This window comes from Capnocytophaga sp. oral taxon 864, from assembly GCF_002998835.1.
GTDB classification, from domain to species: Bacteria; Bacteroidota; Bacteroidia; order Flavobacteriales; family Flavobacteriaceae; genus Capnocytophaga; species Capnocytophaga ochracea.
Window position 1 is genome coordinate 160,429 of the sequence record NZ_CP027232.1, and the last position, 25,443, is coordinate 185,871.

Annotated in this window: 13 protein-coding genes and 2 tRNA genes; 13 read left to right on the forward strand and 2 right to left on the reverse strand. The window is 37.8% G+C overall.

Annotated elements, in window-relative coordinates:
- Positions 1–114 precede the first annotated feature (114 nt).
- Positions 115–188 (reverse strand) — tRNA-Ala (locus C3V44_RS00765).
- A gap of 89 nt (positions 189–277) precedes the next feature.
- On the opposite strand from C3V44_RS00765, the gene C3V44_RS00770 reads away from it, so the two are divergent.
- The 6 genes from C3V44_RS00770 (at position 278) to C3V44_RS00795 (ending at position 18,065) form a co-directional block, all read left to right on the forward strand.
- Positions 278–1,045 (forward strand): enoyl-CoA hydratase/isomerase family protein, encoded by a 768-nt coding sequence (locus C3V44_RS00770; RefSeq protein WP_048746352.1) that lies wholly within the window; start codon positions 278–280, stop codon positions 1,043–1,045.
- The gene (gene alr / locus C3V44_RS00775) at positions 1,042–2,151 is read left to right on the forward strand and encodes an alanine racemase (RefSeq protein ID WP_106095191.1); all 1,110 of its coding nucleotides are present in this window, start codon (positions 1,042–1,044) and stop codon (positions 2,149–2,151) included. The genes C3V44_RS00770 and alr overlap by 4 nt, the downstream gene beginning before the upstream one ends.
- A gap of 71 nt (positions 2,152–2,222) precedes the next feature.
- Positions 2,223–2,295 (forward strand) — tRNA-Met (locus tag C3V44_RS00780).
- Positions 2,296–2,781: 486 nt separating this feature from the next.
- Positions 2,782–14,637, forward strand: coding sequence for a T9SS type B sorting domain-containing protein (locus tag C3V44_RS00785; RefSeq protein ID WP_106095192.1), 11,856 nt, complete (start codon positions 2,782–2,784; stop codon positions 14,635–14,637).
- Between the two features lie 378 nt (positions 14,638–15,015).
- Positions 15,016–15,468, forward strand: coding sequence for a hypothetical protein (locus C3V44_RS00790; protein WP_106095193.1), 453 nt, complete (start codon positions 15,016–15,018; stop codon positions 15,466–15,468).
- A 5-nt stretch (positions 15,469–15,473) separates the two neighbouring features.
- Positions 15,474–18,065, forward strand: a complete 2,592-nt coding sequence (locus tag C3V44_RS00795; protein WP_106095194.1) for a S8 family serine peptidase — start codon at positions 15,474–15,476, stop codon at positions 18,063–18,065.
- Between the two features lie 214 nt (positions 18,066–18,279).
- Here the strand turns inward: C3V44_RS00795 and C3V44_RS00800 are convergent, their stop codons facing one another.
- Positions 18,280–18,603, reverse strand: coding sequence for a hypothetical protein (locus C3V44_RS00800; protein ID WP_106095195.1), 324 nt, complete (start codon positions 18,601–18,603; stop codon positions 18,280–18,282).
- 371 nt (positions 18,604–18,974) lie between these two features.
- On the opposite strand from C3V44_RS00800, the gene C3V44_RS11990 reads away from it, so the two are divergent.
- The 7 genes from C3V44_RS11990 to ftsA all read left to right on the forward strand — a co-directional run bounded on the left by C3V44_RS11990 (position 18,975) and on the right by ftsA (position 25,428).
- The gene (locus C3V44_RS11990; protein WP_164996593.1) at positions 18,975–19,118 is read left to right on the forward strand and encodes a hypothetical protein; all 144 of its coding nucleotides are present in this window, start codon (positions 18,975–18,977) and stop codon (positions 19,116–19,118) included.
- 457 nt (positions 19,119–19,575) lie between these two features.
- A complete protein-coding gene (locus C3V44_RS00810) occupies positions 19,576–20,586 on the forward strand; it encodes a beta-ketoacyl-ACP synthase III (RefSeq protein ID WP_002672722.1) in 1,011 nt (336 codons plus the stop codon).
- 32 nt (positions 20,587–20,618) lie between these two features.
- Positions 20,619–21,122, forward strand: coding sequence for an acetyl-CoA carboxylase biotin carboxyl carrier protein (gene accB / locus C3V44_RS00815; protein WP_002672720.1), 504 nt, complete (start codon positions 20,619–20,621; stop codon positions 21,120–21,122).
- Between the two features lie 11 nt (positions 21,123–21,133).
- Positions 21,134–22,486 carry an acetyl-CoA carboxylase biotin carboxylase subunit gene (accC, locus tag C3V44_RS00820; RefSeq protein ID WP_009419788.1) on the forward strand — a complete coding sequence of 451 codons (1,353 nt, stop codon included), beginning with the start codon at positions 21,134–21,136 and terminating at the stop codon, positions 22,484–22,486.
- Between the two features lie 79 nt (positions 22,487–22,565).
- The gene (locus C3V44_RS00825) at positions 22,566–23,009 is read left to right on the forward strand and encodes a DUF6790 family protein (protein WP_106095196.1); all 444 of its coding nucleotides are present in this window, start codon (positions 22,566–22,568) and stop codon (positions 23,007–23,009) included.
- Between the two features lie 2 nt (positions 23,010–23,011).
- The gene (gene kdsB, locus C3V44_RS00830) at positions 23,012–23,749 is read left to right on the forward strand and encodes a 3-deoxy-manno-octulosonate cytidylyltransferase (protein WP_106095197.1); all 738 of its coding nucleotides are present in this window, start codon (positions 23,012–23,014) and stop codon (positions 23,747–23,749) included.
- A 251-nt stretch (positions 23,750–24,000) separates the two neighbouring features.
- On the forward strand, positions 24,001–25,428 hold the full coding sequence (gene ftsA, locus C3V44_RS00835) for a cell division protein FtsA (RefSeq protein WP_106095198.1): 1,428 nt from the start codon (positions 24,001–24,003) through the stop codon (positions 25,426–25,428).
- Positions 25,429–25,443: the final 15 nt, after the last annotated feature.

The following is a 25,443-nucleotide window of genomic DNA, read 5'->3' on the forward strand; positions in this document are numbered from 1 at the left end:
GAACAAAGAACGAAGGAATGGCGAAAGATAAACAGTGTGATCTTCGCAGACAGAAGAAGAATAAACAAAGAAAAGATGATTAAAAGTAGAACTTTTAATCATCTTTTTTGCTTGTGGAGAAGATGGGGCTCGAACCCACGACCTTTTGGCTGCCAGCCAAACGCTCTAGCCAACTGAGCTACATCCCCGTTTGCAAGCGCAAAGGTAAAATATTTTTTCTAATTACCAAACCTATTTGCGAAAAAAGTTATACTTTTGCCATAAATTTATAATAACAATGACTGATAGATTGCAAGGTTCGTTGTATACGAAAATAGATAAAAAACTGGCTGTTACTACTTTTGGACATCCTAATGCGAATTCCTTTCCTTTGGAGTTGCTAAACAGACTTACCAAAGAAATTGATGCGCTTTCTGAAAATGAAGAAGTAAGCATTATACTTCTCAAGAGTGAAGGAGATAGAGCCTTTTGTGCAGGAGCTTCTTTTGACGAGCTCTTAGCTGTTAGTAACGAAGAAGAAGGCAAACGTTTCTTTGAGGGCTTTGCGCATCTTTTTTTGGCGATGCGTCGCTGTAAAAAACTTATTATTGGGCGCGCTCAAGGCAAGGCTGTTGGCGGAGGAGTGGGCTTACTCGCTACCTTAGACTATGTTTTTGCTACCGAAGCAGCGAGTATCAAACTATCGGAACTTTCACTGGGCATAGGTCCTTTTGTGATTGCTCCTGCAATCTTACGTAAAGCCGGACAAGCAACGCTCAACGAACTTTTTATGGCTCCTGACCAATGGAAAAGTGCTTATTGGGCTCAACAAAAAGGGTTGATTGCTCGCGTGTTCGAAAATACAAAAGATATGGATGAAGCGATAGACCATTTTATAGATACGCTTCTGAAATCCAATCCAGTAGCTTTGTCGGAAATGAAACGCATCACTTGGCAACACACTGAGCATTGGGAACAAGAACTCATAAATAACGCAGCTATTTCAGGAAAATTAGTACTTTCAGAGCAAACAAGATTAATGTTAGAAAAATTGAAGAATAAATGAAAACAGAAGAAACCGTTTTAGAAATCAACCTTACCGACTTAGAAAAAAACGTTCTTTACTTAAAAAGCCGACTCAAACCTACAACTTTGTTTTTGGGAGTGGTAAAAGCTTTCTCTTATGGGAATAATTCGGTGCCTATAGCTTTACATTTGCAAAAGAAAGGATTAGCGAATTACTTTGCAGTTGCCTACACTTCCGAAGGTAAAGCTTTGAGAGAAGCAGGTATTACACTTCCTATATTGGTGTTACACCCACAACCTATTAATTTTGATGATATTGTAAAATATCAATTAGAACCGACATTATATTCACAACGTATTACAAAGCTATTCTTGGGGTATGCTGAGAAACACCATTTGGTAAAATATCCTGTACACCTTAAATGTAACACAGGGCTTAATCGCTTGGGGTTTGATTTAAATGAAATAGATGGAGTGCTCGCTTTGTTAAAAAATAATACTACGGTGACAGTGAAAACGGCTTATTCTCATTTAGCGGCTTCAGAGGATATGAATGAGAAAGAGTTTACTGAAAATCAGATTAAGACTTTTATTGCTTTTCAAGAAAAGATAAATAAAACCTTTTCTCATAAAGTAATTTACCACCAGTGTAATACTTCAGGTATACTGAATTATGCCCACGCTCAGTTTGATATGGTGCGTTGTGGTATAGGAATGTACGGCTTTGCCAATGACGCTCAGCTACAACAATATCTTACGCCTATTATGACTCTTAAAAGCGTTATCTCACAAATACACACTTTGCAAGTAGGTGATAGTTTAGGCTATAATCGAGGTTACATTGCTGACCATATTACTAAAACAGCCACTATACCAGTAGGTCACGCTGATGGAATCAACCGTATTTACGGTAAGGGGAAAGGCTTTGTATTTATCAATGGGAAGAAAGCGCCTATTATAGGTAATGTGTGTATGGATATGATATTGGTAGACGTTACTAATATTCCTTGTGAAGAGGGAGGAGAGGTAATTGTATTTGATAAAGACCATACAGCTGAGACATTAGCGGAATCGGCAGGTACAATTTCGTATGAACTTATTACCTCTATGGCGCACAGAATCAAGAGAGTATATATAGAAGAGTGAAAAGTGTAAAAAATAATACCTAAAAAATTTTGGTATATAAAAAAAAAGGTTGTACTTTTGCACCCAGAAATCGCGGGATAGAGCAGTAGGTAGCTCGTCGGGCTCATAACCCGAAGGTCACTGGTTCGAGTCCAGTTCCCGCTACAAAATAGGCGTAATTAGTCTGGTTTAAAGACTGATTACGCCTAACTTCTTAAAATAAGTGCATCGGATTTGTAGCTATTTTCCTGCACGAGGAAGGTAGCCGTAAATAGAAAACATCTCTTCACTTTTTATATAAAGTAATTTAGCAATATTTAATTTAACGCTATAGATATTTTTAATGTGTCTTATATTATTTGTTAGATAAAATATTATTGAAATCGTATTTTATTTCTGCAAAAAGAAAAGTTTTTACAACTTAAAAAACATCTAAAATGCATTTGGGTAAAACTTTAACAAGACTTTAACATAGTGTAAAATATTGGAAATGAAAAACCTATATTTTTTTTGATTTAAAAACGTAAAAATATATACTTTAATGATGTGTAATTAAAAAAAAAAGATTACTTTTGTCGCACTAACTCTGTATACATAATATACATATTAGTTTTAAGAATAGCAGTTTTATATACCATAGTTTAATAACTAATGATAATGAAAAAGTTTTTATCAGCAATTTTGTTTTTGATGTTCGCAGGAGTTGCGTCAGCTCAATGTATAGACATAAAAGTAACGCCTACGGCGGGTACTTGTTACTCCGATGCACAGCTAAAGGTAGAGGCAAAGCCAGTATCACCTCTTCCTTCGGGTTGTCCTGCGCCTGGTAGTGAAGGTTATTTTGTACGCTTAGAGGGTTACGGAACTGATTCAGGTTTGGAGAGAATGGCAGGAGGTACCTCAGGGCAATATACTTTTACTAGTTTAAATCCTGGTAACTATACGGTAACAGTATATGATGCGAAAAATGGGAACTCTGAAGCTAAAAGCGTAAAGGTTATTTCTAGCTATAAGATAATGAATATCCAGAGTCTACAAGCCATTGCTCCTGCCTGTAATAAGAACAATGGTGGTGTGAAATTTAAAATACCTAATGGAGGTATAGGTCCTTTTGAGGTAACCCTACTTGATATGAGTGACCAAGTGCTGGTGCCTGCACAAACCTTTACTCGTCCTACAGGTAACAATTATATAGAAGTAAGAGGAAATAATTCTCATAAGGTACTTCCAAATACTTTTATAAAGGTGAAAATAAAAGATATTACAAATGTACATAACAACTGTGGTGAGGAACGCATACTTCCAAAAGTACAAATTCCAGCTTTACAAAATGACTTTAGTTGTATTGACATAAGAATTAGCAATCGTTATTTAACGAGAAGTAGAACTGATTGTAATAAATATGAAGTTGAATTAAGAATAAAAGAAGTAGGACAGGATCGTTGGCTAACTCAGAATCCGAATATAACATATTCAGAGATAAAAAGTTTCTTTACTCAACCTGGTAGAGCCGTGGTGCGCTTTTTAAACAGTTCTAAACCACAAGTAGATATTTCTAGTACTTTTGATGGTTATGGTTTTAAATTGAAATTCCCCTCTTTTATTGAAAAAGGTGATGAAGTAGAGATTATTATAAAGGGACCTAATAATACGATTACTGAGCGAGTACGTTTTAATGAACAAATCGTAACTCCTTTGTGTCCTAGAGGTGACACATTTAGAACTTATAATAATTCTTATAAAAAAAATAAGCCAGGTTCTTGTGGAGCTTTTGAACAAAGTTTATCTCTTTATCACTATTTAAGAGCGGGGGATTGGAGAACTTTGCCTAATTTGGATGGAGGTACTTATCCATATGATGTCACCTGGCCAGTAGCTCCTGTTGACATAAGTCAATATAAGTTAGAAAAAAGTACAACGGGTAATTCTGCAGGACCTTGGGTAGAAATACCAATGGTGTCAGGAACCCCTGGAGCAGGACAAGCAAGATGGACAAGTAATATTATTTATTTAGATAAGGTAGGAGAAGGACTTTATAGGCTTACCTATAAAGACCCTATGGGATGTAGAGGAACTTGTGTTAGAGAAGAATATATAAAATATATAGATAAAACTACCTCTAATCCGATTGAGAAAATATGGAACTATTTAAAAATAGGCTATGGTAGTTATGAAGGGACAGGAGCTTTTCGTTTTGAAGAAATAGGTGATAATAAATTTTATTATCCATTGAAATTTAAGATAGAACCTGTAGATGGTACTAAATCGGTTACTTATCAAGGAAAGTTGGCTTTAGGAAGCTCTGTTACTCGTACTATTACATATCCAATAAATTATACGAATAAAGGTGATATTAGAAATTTTGGTTATACCAATTTGCCTTCTACCAATTATAGAATAATAGTAACGGATGCTTGTAGTAATACTACTACACGAGATTACGTGCTTCCAGCAATGCGATATAATCCAATCTTGAAATATGAAAGAGATTGTGAAGTAGGAAAGATTATTTTTGACATAGGACGATTAGTGAATAATACTGGATCCGATTCAGAAAAAGTATATATAGAACGAGATGTAGTAGACGCTTATGGCAATCACTCTTGGCAACCTGTGAAAGTAAATGGTAATGATAGTTATATAAAGAATAGTAAAGGAGAATTTATTAATTTATTGACTGGGAAATATAGGATATTTTCCGACTGGGATAATAAGTATGGTTTTATTCCTTCTTCTACTTTTGGAATTTATAGAGTTCATAGTTTAACAGATCCTACTATGCCTCCTATAAATAGGAAAAATTACCAAGAGATCTCTATTCCAGAGATGGAGAAATTAAACCCTGTTTTAAACCCTGCAGTATGTAATAGTGGTAGCAACACTGGTATGATTTCAGTAGATTTAACAGGACAGCAAGTGGCTTTCCCTGTTACCTATGAATTATACTCTAAACCGAGTGCTACTTCTACTCAAACTACTTTTGTAAAAAAAGCAACTTACCAGCAGTCACAAAACCAATATTATCATATTTTCTCTAATTTACCTATGGGGCATTATATGGTGAGGACTATTCACCGTTGCCAAACAGTAAATAAAGATATAGAGATAAATAGTACTGGTGATTTTGATCCTTATTTATTAGTAGATAAATCAGGATTATGCGAAACTAATACAGTTAAAGTATTTCTTGGAGTATCAGGACATCTTTTTGATATCCGATGGTTTAAGCTTGATGCTAATGGACAAAAAACTACTTCGTCTCCACTTCAATCAGGTCCTTCATTCTCTGAGGATATTACGACCACTACTCACTATTTGGCTGAATATAACTTGAAGCCAGGTATAGGTTGTGGTAATGCTAAAGTATATACTAAATCTACTACTGTACAGGTGGCTTCAGGAAGTGATGCCATTAAGTTTAGAACACCTTGTCCTAATGATATTACAGTTTTTGCTGATCAGGGAGCCTGTGGTAAATCAGTAAATTGGCAAGAGCCTTCGGCTTATAACACTTGTAGTGGTACTATCACTACTACAAAGAGCCATACACCTCCATATTATTTCAATATAGGAGTTCATACCGTTACCTATGCGTTTTCTGATGTAAAAGGAAATACTATTAGTTGTTCTTTCACTGTAACAGTGAAATCTAACGCTACTAAACTAAAATCGAACCATCGTTATACTGATACTTCGGGGAATACTATCACTCAGTTGACCCCTAATCAGGAGTTCTTCTATGTACTTACTTATCAGAACGACGGTTCAGAAAATATCAATAAAGCAACTATAAATGTAAAACTTCCCGCTAATACTACCGTAGTTACTAATGGTAACCCTGACCTTAATGGGGCAGGTGATGGCACAGTGAATAATCCTCTTCCTCAAAGTAGCTATAACAATGCTACTAAGAGCTATCAGTTTGTGATAGGAGGTAAAGCAGGAGGCGTACAGTTGCAGTCTACGCTTAAAGCTGGAGATCCTGTTCGTACAATACGTATTCCTCTTAAACTTGTAGGCGATTGTAATGACTTTTTAAAACCTTGTGAGAACTTCTTGAAAACGTCTATGAATATAGACTACGAAGGAGGGGCTGCGGGTTGTACAGGAAATCAACAAACGGAAGCAGGTACTAAAACAATCACCATAAATACTACGGATTGCAATCGTCAGGAAGTGTTCTGTGGTACTGGAGCGATGACTTTTGAAGCTGTAGGAGGCTTTACAAGTTATCAATGGTATAAGAATGGAAGCCTCATACCAGGAGAAACAAAACAATCAATCGTTGCTAATTCACCAGGTGTTTATAAAGTAGAGAAAACGAATTTTTGTGAAGGAGTTTCAGTAGTAACAGTAGAAACAATCAATTATCAAGGTATTTCACCTACTACTGACCCTATTCGCGCACAAGCTCAGAATATAGGGGTAACTTGTCCTGGTGATGGTAGTTGGACAAGCCACTTCTACTTCTGTCAAGGAGGAAGTAAGGATATTACGGTAAGCTATAAAAACACTGCTTTTGAATGGCAACAATGGAGTGGAGGTTGTACAGAAACTTCTCCTGATTGTCGTAATACCGATGATAATTGCTGGAATCCGGTACATTCTAACGCTACTTTTACAGCTAATAGTGCCGGTAAATATCGTTTACACTTGAAAGATTGTAATGAAAACTTCTATTTTGAAGTATTTACAGCAGGATTAAGTGGTAACCTTACTGATAAGATTGATGAAACAAACTATTCACAAGGTTCAGTGAGATTAACTCTTAGCACCAGTGGTGTAAACTATAAAGTAGAAATCTACAAAGGAGGAGTACTTCTAAGAACTGACAATATCAATACAAATGATTACCGCATTCCTAACTTGCCACAAGGTACTTATGATATTAAAGTTACCTCAGTGCAAATACCAGGTTGTGAGTATAATGGTAATGTAATGATAAATAAGCTCACTGAAATGACAATGACTGCTGCCTTCAAAGGTTGGAAAGATTGTAATACTGCTAAGTTACAACTTAAAGCAGAAGGAGGTAAACCTACTTATCGTTTCTATATTTGGAGTATCAATGGAGTACAACAATTTGCTGACGAACAAACGGCAATTGCTTCTGCTTCACCTATTGCATTACAGTTAGGACACCAAACAAGCGTAGATGTAGATGTGCCAAATATTACCCAAGTAGGAGAATATGTATTTATAGTAGGTGATATGGATAATGGTAAGTTTGCTTTGTCTAACAAGGTAACGATTACACCACCAGATCCACATAGCTATACCTTGTCGGTAACTCAAGAAATTGAGTGCGAAAGCAATCCTAATAGTGGACACATCAATATGATATTCCCAGCAGGTAGCCAACACCAAAATCGTACTATTAACTTGTATAAGTTAGATAGTAATGGTAATCGCATCACACCTGCTTTCAAAACAAGTTCAGGAGGATTATTTACTGGTTTGCCCGCAGGAAGCTATGAAATAGAAATGAAATCGAATGTAGGGGGTAATATATGTACTTACAGTCAGAAACCTATTGTAATTGCTCCTACTAAAGATCCTCTTAGAGCTTTTGCAGGAGTAGTAGCCGATAAAGATTGCGATGCAAGTAATCAATATAAAATAGCGGTAAACAATGTTGCAGGAGGCACACCTCCTTACCGTTATAGTTTTGATGGAGAAACTACTTATGGTACCAACAACGTTGGCTTTATGGGAGCTTCTGGTAATGTGTATGTAAAAGATAGCAAGGATTGTCGTATTGTTATCCCTGTGAATATTGTTGCGCAAACCATACCGACTCTTACCGTTGCCAACCCTATTACCTATCGTTGTGATAATGGTTATGGAATGGTAACTGTAACGATTGCTTCAACTACTAGTCAAACTTATGAATACAGTATAGATGGTAGTGGTAAAACAGCTATCGCAGGTAATACTTTCAGTAGATGGTTAGCGCCAGGTACGCACTCTATTACTGTGTACTATAAGACTTTGAATACAGCTACTACGCCTAATGTACTATACGTAGAAGATTTTGGTAAAGGTGCTAATGAGTGCTTATCAGGAGCCACTACAGGTTTAGTGTGTAAGACTGATGGTAACTTAGCAGATGGTAATTATGTAGTTACTAAACAAGTAGGTACTAATGCTTCTTGGGTACCATCACCTACTGACCCTTCGGGAGGACGTTATTTGGCTATTGCAGGAAATGGTAGTAGCGAATTAGTGTATGAAAAACGCATTACAGGAGCAACTGCTCTTACTCCTATAACTGTAAGTTTTGATGCCTTGAATCTCATTTCAAGTGCCTCAGGAGTAGCACCTCGTTTCAGTGTAGAATTACACAAGAGCGATGGAGCACTGCTTCGTGGCAAGAATGTAGGCACTGTGAATGCTACGAGCTGGAAGAATGTAAGTGTTACCTTTACCGAAGCTGAATTAACAGGTCTTACCGATGGTACTCTTATCGTTAAGATTGTAAATACAGCGGCTGCAAGTTATGGTAACTTAGGCAATGATTATGCTGTGGATAATATTAAAGTAGCGCAAGCTACACAATATTGTGCTTCACAAGTTTCTCAATTAGTGAATATTGAGAAATTCAAGCAAATGCGTATTGAGAAATATGGTGCTGAGAAGAATGTAAGCTGTAAAGGAGCTAGTGACGGACAAGTGCGTATTAGAGTAATAAATCCAGCTTCTAATACTGTTAAATATTCTATTGATCCTTATCAAGCGGTTTGGACTACGACTACCCTTGATGCACAAGGAGTCTTTACTATTACAGGATTAAGTGCTACTCAAAACGGTGTAGTAGCTGTACAAGATGCTAATAATCCAAACTGTATTACTACCTTACAAACGGGTTACAAGATAGGAGAACCTACTTCTATTGTACCTACTGCTGTAGTAATGGAGAAAATAACTTGTTACAATGGAGGAAAGGCTAAAGTAAAAGTATCGGCTACGGGAGGTACACCAGGTTATCAGTATCAAGTGGGATTGGTAACAGGTACTTTAAGTGCTCCACAGCCAGCTGCTAAAACGCCTAACCCTTATGAGTTTAATAACCTTGTAGCAGGAACCTATAGTTTAGTAGTAACTGATGCTAATGGATGTAAAACAGAAACTACTTTTGAGATTGAAGATAAAGCTACTATTTCAGCGACTGCCGAACCTCAATCTTACTGTTATAGAACAGGTGATGAGAAGAAAGTAGTTATTACAATTCTCAGTGGTAATGGCAATTATAAAGTACAACGTGTGGGAGGAGCTATCTATTCATTCAACACTAATAGCTATGTATATCCTGATGCTTTGCCAGCAGGAAACCATACCTTTGTTATAACTGATGGATTTGGTTGTAGTACTACTGTTACTACCCAAGTATACGACCCATTGACATTACAGGTATCGCCTACTACCCAACAGTATGCTGATTGTAAGGGAGGTAGTGTAACCTACACCCTTACAGCACAAGGCGGTATCCCAACAGCAATGAAAGAATTTAAATACAGTGTAGATAATGGTATAACTTATACTACCATAGCTACGGCTCCTTCACAAGCTACTGTAGCAGTGAGTGTAGCCACTACTACTGTTATTAGATTCCAAGTAACCTATAAACCTGACGGTAGCGAATGTACTGCTGAACGTTACATCACTTTATTAAGCGATTCACCTCGCTTCTTGAAACCGTTCACTACTACCAAAGCTACTTGTGGAAAAGCGAATGGTTCAGTAACAATTACACCAAATGATTACTATGTAGGTACTGCTTCATATACCTTAGTGATTAAAGATACTGGAGGAACTGTACAATCAGCTACTGCTTTAGCACAAGGTAACTATGTAGCTGAATTAACCGATAATCGTGGTTGTGTGGCTTCCCAAACCTTTACTGTAGGAGCAGTACCACAGCTTACTGCTACTGCTACGGTTACTAAACAAATGGGCTGTACATCAGCAGCAGCTGATTTAGCGGCTATCACTGTAACTCTTGTTAATGGAGGAGGTACTCCACCTTTTGCAGTACATTTGAGAAATAACTTGAACGGTTATGAAAGTACACATACTTTAACCGCTTCTAATAATATGCCAACAGAGTTCACTGGTTTGGATTATGGTAATTATGATATTACCATTACTGATGCTAACAGTTGTGAAACTAAACTTAGCACTGTAATTAATCCTAATTCTAATGTAATGTCTATCACTGCTGAAACGCCTACAAGTTGTACAACTACAAGTAGTATGGTTATTAAGGCAAGTAATGGCACTACATTCAGTGCAACTACCAATGCTTACTTTGCTGTATATCGTCCAGGAATTGTAAATCCACCAAATACAGCAACAGCAGCACAATTAACTACCAATAACCTCAATGGAGGTACTGATACTTGGTATAAAGGAACTGCTTCTGGTACAGGAGTAGCTGTGAAAATACCAAACTTAACACCTGGTGTTCAATATACCTTTGTGATGTACAACATCACAACAGGTTGTAGATATACTCAACAAGCTACTATGCCAGTGCCTACGTATTCTACATTGGGTGCTACTTTACAAGTAGCCAATGTGAAATGTGCAGGAGGTAATGACGGTACAGTAAGCTATACCTTAACAGGTTTCCAAGGTAGCACAACAGCTATTACTTGGAAGATATTCAGAGAAGATAATCACCAACAAGTAGGTGCAGGAGGAAGTGTAACAGCTCCGTTCCATATCACACAAAACACCAATAGTAATTTGCCAGCAGGTAAATACTATATTGAGTTTACTGAAAATACAGGTTGCGTGAAAGCCTTCCCATTTGAAGTAAAACGCTCAGCGGTGCCATTACAAGTATCTACTATGGCTACTCAGAAAGCCTCTTGTAGTACACTTGGTCAAGCGTGGTTGAATATCAAAGGAGGTACTGCAAGCTATACTTATGGTTATGTAACCGCAGGAGGAGCTTATAACCCAGCGGTAATGACAGGCACTACACAAGCTTCTACTTACATCAAGTTGCCAGCAGGTAACTGGGATGTATATGTAAGCGATGCTTATGGCTGTATACAGCACGCTACTGTAACCATAGGAATGTTTGATGTACCAAGTATATCGGATGTTACAGCTTTGAATTGCCAAGCCTACAACAATATAACAGGTAAGATACCAGTGAGAGTGACCCTCAACCAGATAGGTCAAGGTAACCACTATTACACCTTAGATGGTAGTGCTGATCAGCCTGTGGTTTGGACAATAGCTAATCAAGCCTTTGAGGTAGAAGTAAGCCCATTAGTAAATCACACTATCGTTGTGAAAGATGTGAATGGTTGTGCTACTAGTACAACATTCAGTACTACGGCTATCATCACTGCTACAGCTACTGTGAGCAAAGTAAAAACGTGCGCTACACCTACGGCTGAAATAACCGTAGTAGCCACTGGAGGTACAGGTGTATACAGCTATACCTTAGAGCGTTTAGATAACGGTTCGTTAGCAGGTGAAATTATTAGAGAGAATGTAGCCTTGCCAGCAGGTGGTGTGGTAACTATTACCAACCCAACTGAAGCTGCTACCTACCGCATCAGTATATTTGATGCAGAAACACGCGATTGTCCTATTGTGAAAGAAGTTCAAGTGGTAGACCCAACACCTATCGATCCATCGACCATAGTAGCTCAAGCTTATAACGAAAAATGTAACTTAGGTCTCACAGCTACCCCAACAGGAAGCATAGACGTAGCTATCCCTACCGACCCTGATACCTATACATTTAGAATTACAAGTGCTATAGACTTAACCGATGGTAGCAACGTAACAGTAACTACTACGCCTTCAACCGCAGGAACTCATAATGCTACCTTTACACAGCTACGAGGTACTACGCAAGGGGTAAGATACCAAATAACCGTTACTAATAGTACGGGTTGTACTGCGATGGTAGAAACAATACTTACTTCACCAGAGCCTTTGAGCTTTGATGCAGATGTTCTTTCAGCTACTCAATATGTATGTGAGGGAGGTGCGGGAATGACTACACCAAAAGTAAGCGTAGATGTAAGTAAGATACGAGGAGGTATACCACCTTATACTACTGAGTTCTTTGACGGAACAGGTAATAGTTTAGGTACAGGTACTGAGTACACCTTAACAAACCTCAATGGAGGTAGCTTCTACGTAAGCATAAAAGACGCTTCAGGCACTTGTAGTACTAATACTGCTAGCGTAACAGTAGCTCCTGCCTTTGCTCTTACCTCAATGAGTATCACCACAACTACCTCAGTAACTTGTGTGGTAGATGAAGTGATAAATATTAGCTTAACGGTAACTCCTACTTATATAGCAGGCACTCCATTGCGCTATACTATCCGAGGTACTGATAATGGATTTGTGGCTATTACTTCTACTACTGCTACTACCCTTAGTGTACCACTTACAGGTTCAAGTGGCTTTGGTAATAGCAATTATACAATAGAAGTAATTAATGAACGTACTGGTTGTAGCATTACAGGCGTACACAGTATCAGACAGCCTAATACTTTTGCGATAGAATCAACTAATCCAGTGAGAGCGGTTTGCCATAACGATAATGGTTCTATCACACTCGGATTAGTGGATACAGACCTTTCTAACGGCGATCAATCAACAAATGGATATACTTATACCATTACCTCAGTGGGAGCTACAGTAGCTACTTCTACTTCGGCAACGATACCAGCAGGTACACGTAGCTTTACTGTGAACTTGAAAGGTGGTTCATATGATATTGAAGTAACAGTGAATGGAGTAGGATGTAAAGTACCGAAAACACGCTTTACTATTCCTTCTAACCCTGCTGAGATAGAAGTGAGAGATGCTCGACAAAAAGTATCTGTCGATTGTGCTAATAAGAACGGGGTAGCAGCCTTAACAGTAGTAGGAGGTCAAGAAACCTTTACTGTAACACTTACTCCTGTAGGAGGTGGTACTCCACACGTACAAACTAATGTGAGAGCAGGTGCTCCAGGAATTGAGTTTGGTGGCTTAGACGCAGGTAGCTATATTATATCAGTAACCGATGCCTTAGGCTGTGCGACCGCTACAGGTACTTTGAGTGTGACTATTGACCCATATAGTGGTATCAATACCTCTACTATTTCAGTGACCACAACCCCAATCACTTGTATTGATGCTGATGACGGTACTCTTAAAGTAACAGGTGTAACAGGAGGAGCACGTCCTTATCACTATATTTTAGTGAGAACATCGGCAACGGGCAGTGATTTACCTGAAATAGCTACTAATGAAGGTGAAGCAACCTTTACAGGTATTAAACCAGGTACTTACCGTGTGGATATAGTAGATGCTAAGAACTGTTCAGTAACCATAGCAGGAAGCTATACCTTTACGAATCCGCAACCTATTACTGCTGATATTGATGTGACTAACTCAACCTTCTTTACTTGCTATGGTGAGAATGGAGGAAGTGTAACAGTTCACAATATCGCAGGCGGTACAGGTTCTTATACAGTGAATATCGTGAGAGCTGATAATAACCAAAAGATAGACGGACGCTCAGGAGTAACAGCAGGTTCATCAGAAACGTTCTCAGGATTAGCTCCATCACCTAAGAACACTTATTATCAAGTAGTGATACAAGATACTAATAAGTGTACGATGACTAAGACACTTAGCTTTACTGTAGAAGAGTTCCCTGATATAGCTATAAGCTATGTAGAACAAGAAGGTACTTGTGAAATGAATACGAATAACTATGTAGACCATTTGATAGTACGTTTCAGAAATACAGAAGTAGATTACTCTAAGATAACTTATAGTCTTAACGGTACGGCAAGTCGTACAGCCTTTACTCGTACGGTAGGTAATATAGCTTATATTGATAACTTTGATAGAACAACCCGCACTCAAACTATTCATATACATTACACTGCGGTAGCTCCTATCACAGGATATTGTACAACAAGCAAGACCTTTACGGTAGACCAAATCACTCCGCTTGTATTGAGTCAGGTAACCAACACTACCCTCAATACGATAGAAGTGATAGCTACAGGAGGGGTAACTAGCACAGTGAAGGGCTATACTTACTACTTCAACGGAGTAGATAGTGGCGATAACCGTGTATACAAAATCAAGCATAATGACCCTGAACGAATAGATAATGGCAGACGCATTAAAATCATAGAAGTGAAGGTGGAAGATGCACAAGGTTGTGTACGTACAATGACGATAGAAAAAGAATATCTTGACATTGAAGTACCGAACTTCTTCACCCCAGATGGCGATGGAATTAACGATGTTTGGAAACCTAAAAACTTAGACAACAACGTGAATGCTCGCTTCTACATCTTCGACCGCTATGGTAGACGTGTAGCACTACTCAGATCAGGAGAGGGTTGGGATGGTAATTACGACGGTCGTAGCTTACCAGCTGGTGACTACTGGTATATCATTGAGGTGAACGATGAATTATACGACAAACGTGAGTTCTATGGCAACTTTACATTATATCGATAATCGTTAATAGTTTTCATAACTAAAAAGAGCTGTTCAGCAATGAACAGCTCTTTTTTTAATTTATTATGGGAGTTCAACATAAAAAGAGTAAGGCTAAAGCCTTAAAAAAAATCAAACAAGTAGAGGCTTAGCTTTTTAAGACAAATTGATTAAAAAGGCTTGATTACTTGGTGACCTTTGAGAGGGATGGAGAGTATTGGAGAACAGCAGACAAGTGTTTTGTGGATTGCTCAGCTTTGTCACTGGATTTTAAGAACAATAAAAATACAGCTGTAAATCATAAAATAGATAACCCAACAAAGATTTCTGTAAAATACAATATATTATAACAAATTTTTTCGTAACTTTGTAGCATAAAACTTTAAAAGCAATATAACTATGAAAATCAAAACATTTTTAGCACTACTGCTATTGGTGATAGTGGGGTGCGGTTGCTCAAAAGCAGACAAGGATACTTCTCCTGAGGCTGTGATTGTAAGAGAAATTCCTCAAGAGCAACTCTTGGGAATTAATCTTGAGAAAGATACTCTAAAAGTAATCCAGAGTAGGAAAGAATTACAAGATTTGTTTCCTAATCAGAATCTAGGAGAAAGAACTATTTTTAAAGAAATAGATTTTTCTACACAGACTGTTTTATTAGGAAGTAAGTTTTTTGTTCATACTTATGGGGTGAAATCTTACGATTTTAGAAAAAAAGGGAATAATGAGTATACTCTCGAAGTTGGTCTTTCGGATACATTTTTTACTCAACCAAGAGTACTTTATTATGGTATTATAGTGAAGAAACTACCTAACAATGCCAATATAAAGGTTAATTTTCCAGAAAAATAATAAAGATGAAAAGATATATATTACTATTAAGTTTCTTTTTGCCGATATTTTTAATTGGGCAAACTGTTAATGAGTATTTTTATTACTATAAAGGTAAAAAAATAGCTCTTGAGTTAAATAAGGACTACCTTCTTATTTCGTCAAAAGAAATGAGTGTGTCTAAATTACCTAATAATGTTTCTATACAAGGAAGGCCTGCCCTTAGTGAAGGAATATATTTAGGAGAAGTCAAAATAGGTGATGATGTTTCAATGCAAACCTATCAGGATAGAGTAAATGTATTAAAATCAAATCCTGATATTTTATCTGTTTCTCCTCTCTTTAAAACAAAAGGTAACGACAAAATAGGTCTTTCAAACTACTTTTATGTAAAACTCAGAAGGGCATCTGATATTTCAATACTTTATGAGTATGCCGAAAAGTATAAATGTAGAGTGGTAATGCAAGATAAATATATGCCTCTTTGGTATACTTTATCGAGAACAAAAGAAAATATCTACAATACCTTAGAATTAGCAAATATATTTTACGAATCTAAATATTTTGAAACTGCTGAACCTGATTTCATTGGAGGCAATAGACTTTTAGATACCAATAAATTTACAGATAAACAATGGGGGTTGAATAATACAGGACAGTATGGAGGGAGAAAAGAGATCGATATTAAGGCATTACAAGCTTGGAGAATTTCAAAAGGGAAAGGTGTAAAAGTAGCTGTAGTTGATCACGGTATAGAATTGAATCACCCCGATTTAAAAGATAATATCTTCTCTCTAAGTTATGATACGGAAAAAGGAAGTTCTCCAAGTACTGTTTGGGGACCCCACGGAACTGCTTGTGCTGGAATTATAGGGGCTGTAGATAATGAAGTTGGAATAACAGGAGTTGCTCCTGAATCTACATTAATGTCTATTAGTTATCCTTTAGGTGTTTATGGAATAATTAACGGAAATATGAAAATATCAGAAGGGATTAATTGGGCTTGGCAAAATGGAGCTGATATTATTAGTAATTCTTGGGGAGGTCTCCCTAATAGTTATGTTGATAATGCTATCACAAATGCTTTAACAAAAGGGCGTAATGGGAAAGGTTGTGTAGTAGTTTTCGCAACAGGGAATAGTAATAATGAAGTGCAATATCCAGCCAATAGTAATCCTGATATTATAGCAGTAGGAGCTATGAGTCCTTGTGGGGAAAGAAAGAATCCTTCTTCTTGTGATACAGAACAATGGGGGAGTTGTTATGGAAAAGAATTAGATGTGATGGCACCAGGAGTTCTTATTGCTACTACAGATTTGCAAGGAGATAATGGATATAATCCTAAAGTATTTATACATAGAGAGGCAGGAGGTACTAAACTAACTTCAGATTTTTCAGATAAAGATTATACTAATTGCTTTAATGGTACCTCTTCAGCTTGTCCTCACGTAGCAGGAGTAGCTGCCTTAATACTCTCAGTAAATCCTGATTTAACAGTTAAACAAGTAGCTGATATCATAGAACAAACCGCACAAAAAGTAGGAGGTTATAACTACCAAAACACTTATACTCGTCCTAATGGCACTTGGAACAATGAGATGGGTTATGGGTTGGTAGATGCTTATAAGGCTTTGCAGAAAGCCACTATTGCAGGCCCTGATGAATTTTGCTTGAGAACAGATGCTACTTTTGAGTTAATAGCTCCTATCCCTAATGATGCTACTATTAAATGGGAAGATCCTGAATATAGATTGGAAATTGTTTCAGGACAAGGTACTAAAAGTTGTGTGTTTAGAGGTACCTATTGGGATGGAAATAGAACTATTAAAGCTGTTGTAACTTATAAAGATGGCACTGTAAAATCTTTTGAAAAAGAGGTTTACGTGAGATACCAAGGAAATTGGGCTAACGCTCAATATACTATCAAAAATCACCCACAATCACCTTATGGTACTCCGTGTTGTGATGGTTCCCCAAAAATAATAAAACACGTAATATTGGATGATTATATGGGAGGAGCGTCAATAAAAGTAGAGTGGAAAAATACTATTGTTTACAAAGACCCCAAGGACAATTTTGAATTTAGAGGTACAAATAGGGAAGAGGAATTTGTAGCTAAACGATATACTGCTGATCCTCTTGTTGTGGAAACGAAAATGAGATATATATCAGACTGTGGTACCCCTACAAAATGGTCTAATACTATAGCCCGCTATTACGGAGCAATACACCAAACTTCATTTAGGTCGGCTTCTGCTTATAATAGTCCCGTTAAAAGCACAAATGAAGATATTCCTGTATATGAATTTTTCACGAATAGGACTTCGACTTTGCGTGTTCAAACAGAGGATTTACAGCAATGGTTGGACGCTAAATATTCAGGAAAAGAGTTAAACGATAAAGAGCTCCAAAAAGTATTATACTACTTAAATAATCGCGATAATTTAGATAAAATTGGAGTTAAAGTATTTGACTTTTCGGGTAAGAGAATTTTACAAGGAGATTTAGATTTCGGCAAAAGCTTAGATTTTAATATGTCGAGATACGCAAAAGGATTCTATATTATCATTTATGAGTTTGGGTCTATTTCTAATGGTAAAGTTATTTATAAGCCTTAAGGTAAGTAAGTATAAGGTTTAATGAAATTTTGTTCTAAAAGAAGTGTCGCAAACGACAGATTTGAAATAAAAATTAGTTACAAATTAAAAGAAAATAGAGCTTCATTTTTTTTAAAGTCTCACACAGAGCGGATAAAAAGAGCTGTTCATTGTTGAACAGCTCTTTTTTATTAAACTCATCGTAATTGAGTTATGAATACAATAACTTGCCTATTTATTTGTTTAGTAAAATTGCTATGCAAAGTAGTGCTGAGAATATCGCTACTAAAAGGGTAGTGGAAGCAGGTACTTTTATTGCTAAAAATACTGTAAAAAGTACTAATAGCACGTTTATAGCAAGTACATAACGAAAAGTAATAGGCAGTTGTAACTGATAGTGTAAGCCATTGGCTAAACCGGCAAAGATAAGGGCTAACCCTGCACTGAAAAACCAAAAGGCTTCTGCCGAAAGTTGGTCGTATTTCTTGAAACTAAGTGCTGAATGGGCTATGCCCAATAGCATAATTCCAATAATAGCAAACGCATAGAATATTTTCATTGGTACAAAAGTTTATAATTACTTTGCAAAGATACGAATTGAAACTGAATTAATACCATAATACCAAAAATGTTAATAATACTGATTAATATCAAAAATGCCAGAAATACCAATAATACCCAATCAATGACGGTGTGAGGTGCGAGCCGCACGGGCAGGTGCAAGCCACACAAGCGGATAAAATTAGTAAATGGGTTAATTAGCAAATTAGCAAATGGGGGAGGGGAAATAAAATAATGTAGATTTAGAGAGCTTATAGGAAGCCTTATTTAATGATTAATGGTTAATGATTAATGGTTAATTTGGGAGAAGCTTATAGAAAGCTTATAGGAAAGACGGTGTGAGCCGCACGGGCAGATAAACAAAAGACGGTGCGAGCCGCACGGGCAGATAGAGAAAAGACGAACAAAAGACGAACAAAGAACGAACAAAGAACGAACAAAGAACGAACAAAGAACGAACAAAGAACGAACAAAGAACGAACAATGAACAGTGCGAGCCACAAGGGCAGATAGAGAAAAGACGAATAAAAGACGGTGCGATTCGAATGGGCAGATGAGAAAAAGACGAAGGAAGAGCGTTGCTAAAGCGAAGGTAAGTTGAAGTTGAGGTAAAGATAAAAAGATGGTTATTGAAGGTTTTTAACTTTGATAGAGTTTCAAACTTCTGCAAAGTTTATACATAAACGAATGATGAACAAATGAAACCTGAGTAGCAGGGTGGAGATAGGGTGTTTTATAATAGTTTAAAAGCTGATTTTATTAGGGATTTATTTATTTGTAAAAATTTTGCATCATTAAAAATAAGCTTTTAAAAGGATATTCAATAAAAAAACTCTTTGCATATTGGTGCTAAATCAAAAATATTATGTACTTTTGCCCCAAATTTACATAGTGGGCTTTGTGAAAAAACTACTTATTGGAGTTAATAATCACTATGTGAGTTATATAAAAATTAATTTAGAGAATTACGATGGAGAAAATAACCGCTGCCATTACGGCTATCGGAGGCTATGTACCTGAAGATGTTCTAACCAATGAAATGTTAGAAAAAATGGTAGATACTAACGATGAGTGGATTTACACCCGTACAGGTATCAAAGAAAGACGCATACTTAAAGACCCTAATAAAGGTTCATCATTTTTAGGAATTGAAGCCGCTAAAGACCTTATTCGCAAAACAGGTCTCGACCCCAAAGAAATAGACTTAGTTATTTTGGCTACGGCTACCCCTGATATGCCTGTAGCCCTTACAGGTCCTTATGTAGCGTCGCAAATAGGCGCTGTGAATGCTTTTTCATTCGATTTGCAAGCTGCGTGTTCGAGCTTCCTATTTGGGGTTTCGGTAGCTGCTAAATACATAGAATCAGGGCGTTATAAAAAAGTACTCTTGGTGGGGGCAGATAAGATGTCGTCTATCATAGACTATACCGATAGAGCTACTTGCATTATCTTCGGCGATGGGGGAGGGGCTGCACTCTTTGAACCTAACTATGAAGGTTTAGGTGTACAGGACGAACTCTTAAGAAGTGATGGTATAGGACGTAACTATTTGTACATCAAAGCAGGAGGTTCTCTCTGTCCGACTACGGCTGAAACAGTGGCTAACAAAGACCATTTTGTATTCCAAGACGGTAAAACGGTGTTTAAATATGCGGTTACAGGAATGGCAGACATAGCAGAGGAGCTTATCAAACGCAACGGTTTGACCTCAAACGAAGTGCAATGGCTTACGCCTCACCAAGCTAATAAACGTATTATTGATGCTACTGCCGAGCGTATGGGATTACCTGCTGAAAAAGTGATGCTCAACATTCACAAGTACGGCAATACAACTTCGGCAACCATCATCTTAGCTCTTAACGACTATGAAAACCAACTCAAAAAAGGGGACAATATAGTATTGGCAGCCTTTGGGGGAGGTTTCACTTGGGGAGCTATTTACTTAAAATGGGCATACGACGGAGCCCTTTATCACAAATAAGGAACAACCATTGAGAAAAATACAATACACGTATGGATTTAAGAGACATTCAAAATTTAATTAAGTTTGTTGCCAAGTCGGGGGCAAGCGAAGTGAAATTGGAAATGGAAGATGTAAAAATCACCATTAAAACGAACCCTGATGAAAGTGGCAAAGAGCAAGTGTTTGTACAACAATTGCCCGTAGCACAACAGCTACCGCAATTGCCTTTGCAACAGCAAGTGCCTGTACAACAACTTCCTACAGCTGAACCTGCTGACAGCAAACCAGCAACACCTGCCGATGATGATAGCAAATACATTACTATTAAATCGCCGATGATTGGTACTTTTTATCGTCGTCCTGGTCCAGACAAACCGCTATTTGTGGAAGTAGGTTCTACCATAGCCAAAGGTAGTGTGATTTGCATTATTGAGGCGATGAAACTCTTCAACGAAATAGAATCAGAAGTTTCTGGTAAGATAGTTAAAATATTGGTTGATGATTCTTCACCTGTAGAATTTGACCAGCCATTGTATTTAGTGGATCCTTCATAAACCAAACAATTATGTTTAAAAAAATATTGATAGCCAACCGTGGAGAAATTGCCTTACGCGTGATACGTACGTGTCGCGAAATGGGTATCAAATCGGTAGCCGTATATTCTACTGCCGATGCTGACAGCTTGCACGTGCGCTTTGCCGATGAAGCTGTGTGTATAGGTCCTCCACCCAGCAAAGATTCATACTTAAAAATACCTAATATTATAGCCGCTGCCGAAATTACCAATGCCGATGCCATACACCCAGGCTACGGATTTCTTTCGGAAAATGCGAAATTCTCGAAGATTTGTGCAGAACACGGCATTAAGTTTATAGGCGCATCGCCTGAAATGATTGAAAAAATGGGTGATAAGGCATCAGCTAAAGCCACTATGAAAGCCGCAGGAGTGCCTACCGTACCAGGTTCTGACGGGCTCGTAGAATCGTTGGAGCACGCTAAAAAGATAGCTGCTGAAATAGGCTACCCTGTGATGCTGAAAGCTACTGCCGGTGGGGGAGGTCGCGGTATGCGCGATGTATGGAAAGAGGAAGACCTCGAGAAAGCCCTCAACAGCGCGATGCAGGAAGCAGGAGCTGCCTTTGGTAACGATGCGATGTATATGGAAAAGCTGATTGTAGACCCTCGTCACATTGAGATACAAATCGTAGGCGACCAATACGGCAAGGCTTGTCACCTTTCAGAACGCGATTGCTCGATACAGCGTCGCCACCAGAAACTTACCGAAGAAACGCCGTCGCCTTTTATGACGGACGACCTTCGCAAGCGTATGGGAGAAGCTGCAGTGAAAGCTGCTGAGTTTATTAAATATGAAGGGGCAGGAACGGTAGAGTTCTTGGTAGACAAAGACCGCAATTTCTACTTTATGGAGATGAATACTCGTATACAAGTAGAGCACCCTATCACTGAACAAGTGATAGACTATGACCTTATTCGCGAGCAGATATTGGTAGCTGCCGGAGTGCCTATCTCAGGTAAGAACTACACACCTAAACTGCACGCCATAGAGTGTCGTATCAATGCGGAAGACCCCTATAACGACTTCCGTCCGTCGCCAGGTAAGATTACCACCTTGCACGCCCCAGGAGGTCACGGAGTGCGCCTCGATACTCACGTGTACAGTGGTTATGTAATTCCGCCTAACTACGACTCGATGATTGCGAAACTCATCACTACAGCGCAAACCCGTGAGGAAGCAATTGCCAAGATGAAACGCGCCTTAGACGAGTTTGTAGTAGAAGGAGTGAAAACCACGATTCCGTTCCACTTGCAACTAATGGACGACCCCGATTACTTAGCAGGCAATTACACTACTAAGTTTATGGAGGATTTCCAGATGAAACCCCAAGTGGCAGAATAATGAAGTAGAAATGATTATATAAAGAAAGGGACTGTCTAACTCAAGAGAAAGATAGTCCCTTTTATATCGTTACAATACTATGATATATCTTATTGTATATTTTATTTGTTGGATATTAGCTGTTGTACTGTATGCTTTTTCTTTCGATGAAAGCTTTGTATATACCGCATTATACACTCATTTGGTTTATGGGGTAGGCTTTTTTGGGTTGTTTAACTTTGTAGGGCACTCGGTACTCAGTGAGAAAGTAGCTAAAACCATAGGATGGGTATCTAATGGTTTTCAAAAAGAATTGGGGTTTGTGTCGTTGGGGATTGGTATTTGTGGTATATTGTGCCATTGGTTTCGCGATGGATTCTGGTTGGCAACGGCTATTCCGTTTAGTGTATTCTTGATAGGAGCAGCCTTGTTACACATCGCTGAGATGAAGCGAAAACACAATTTCAACAAAGGGAACGTATGGATTATACTTCCTGATTTGCTAATGCCCTTGACGTTATTAATATTGTTTATACTGAATTAGAGATGAAACTCATAGCAATGATACCTGCCCGCTACGGAGCGACACGCTTCCCTGCAAAGCTGATGCAAGACCTTTGTGGCAAGCCTGTAATTGTACATACTTATGAACGTGTAGCTGATACCCGCTTGTTTGACGAAGTGTATGTGGTAACTGATGACGACCGTATAGAAGAGGCGATACGAGAGGTAGGAGGCAAAGTAATTCGCAGTAAAAAAGAACACAATAGTGGCAGTGACCGTTTGGCAGAAGCTTCAAGAGATTTAGACGTAGATATTATTGTAAATGTACAAGGAGATGAGCCTTTTACAGATAAAGAGAACTTACAAAAAGTAATTGATATTTTTGCTAAAGACCTTACTAAAAGCATAGCAGTAGCAAGCCTAATGGAGCGTATTACCGACCCAGATGATATTGCAAACCCGAACAATGTGAAGGTAGTAGTGAACAAATTTGGAGAGGCGCTCTATTTTTCGAGGAATATCATTCCCTTTCCTCGCGACCCTAACACCAAGGTGTCTTATTACAAGCACATAGGTATTTACGCCTATCGCAAAGAAGCATTACAACAGTTCACCGAGTTACCTCCTTCCTTATTAGAAGAAACGGAAAAATTAGAACAACTTCGCTACTTAGAAAATGGGTTTAAAATACGTTTAGCGCTAACCGATATTCCTACTATAGGGATTGATACCCCCGAAGATTTGGAGAGGGCACGTAAGCGATTGATTACACAAAAGTGATAAAAATAGAGATAAAAAGACTAAAATTGAGGGAAATAAAGCAGAAATTTAGCAAATTATTAACATTGATTATCAGCTGTTTATAAAAATGTTGATAACTTATTAATAAAAAAATGCTGTAAAGTTTCTTTTTTTCTATATCTTTGCTACGTCTAAAGAAGTGTAAAGACACGAATAGAGCGACCTAATTAATAACGAATTAAACAAAAAATTATCGGCTATACATCTAGATATAGTTGTTTAAGTGAAAAATGAAATATAACAAGTATTACGTAGGGTTAGATATCGGGACTACCAAGATTGTAACTATGGTAGGGGCAAAGAACGAATACGGGAAGATTCAGATTTTAGGTTATGGGCAATCTAAAAGTGAAGGCATCAATAAAGGAGTAGTAACTAACATTGCTAAAACTACTCAATCTATTATGGATGCTATTCAAGATGCCAAAGAAAAGACAGGCTTAGAAATTGAGAACGTAGAAGCAGGTATCGCAGGACAAAATATCATAAGTCGTTCACATAGCGATTATATTACCCGTACAGACCCTGAACAACTTATAGACTTTGACGATTTGGAACGCCTGAAAGAACAGGTGTTCTCTATAGCACTTTCACCAGGACAAAAGATAATTCACGCACTCCCTCAGGACTATAAAGTAGATAATGTGGGAGATATTAAAGAACCTATCGGTATGATGGGGACGCGTTTAGATGCTACCTTTCACTTAGTTATCGGGCAAGTAAGCGCTATCAAAGGGATTACTCGTTGTGTGGAAATGGCACATCTAAAGCCCATAGGTCTTACTTTGGAACCTATTGCTTCTGCTAAAGCTGTATTAAGTGAAGAGGAAAAAGATGCAGGAGTGGTGTTAGTGGATATAGGAGGTGGTACCACCGATGTAGCTATCTTTAAAGATGGTATTATTCGCCATACAGCCGTAGTGCCTTTAGGAGGTAATATTATTACTGATGATATAAAAGAAGGTTGTGGAATACTCACCCGTCAAGCCGAGATGCTGAAAGTAGAATTTGGGTCAGCTTGGCCAGGAGAGAACCGAGATAATGAGATAGTATCTATTCCTGGTATTAAAGGGAAGGAACCTAAAGAAATAACACTTAAAAACCTTTCTAAAATTATTCACGCAAGAGTAAGTGAGATTATCAATTTAGTATTTAACGTGATTAAAAATTACGGTCACGAAGAAACTAAAAAGAAACTGTTTGCGGGAGTAGTACTCACAGGAGGTGGAAGCCAACTGAAGCATATTGTTCAGTTAGTAGAATATATTACGGGAATGGATGCTCGCATAGGTTATCCTAATGAGCACTTAGCAGGTAACTCTGACCCTAAACTTACTTCGCCTATTTACTCTACGGCTATAGGTCTTGTAATGAGTGCTATTGAAAATGAAGCAGAAGAGCAATTTAAAAAACGCTTCCAGGAAGTAAAAGCTCAAGAAACAATAGAGAACGGAAAGGGAATGGCAGTAGAGCCTTTATCAGCAGATTTGCAGGATTCATCACTTGAAAAACAACCTATCACAATAGTAGATTCACCAAAAATAAATGTTTTTCAAGATAAAGATGAAGATGATGAATTAGAGATACATAAAACTAGTAGAGGTTGGTGGAGTAAATTAAATGAAAAACTAAAGGACTTCTTAGATAGTGAAGATTAAGTAGAAACAAATAAT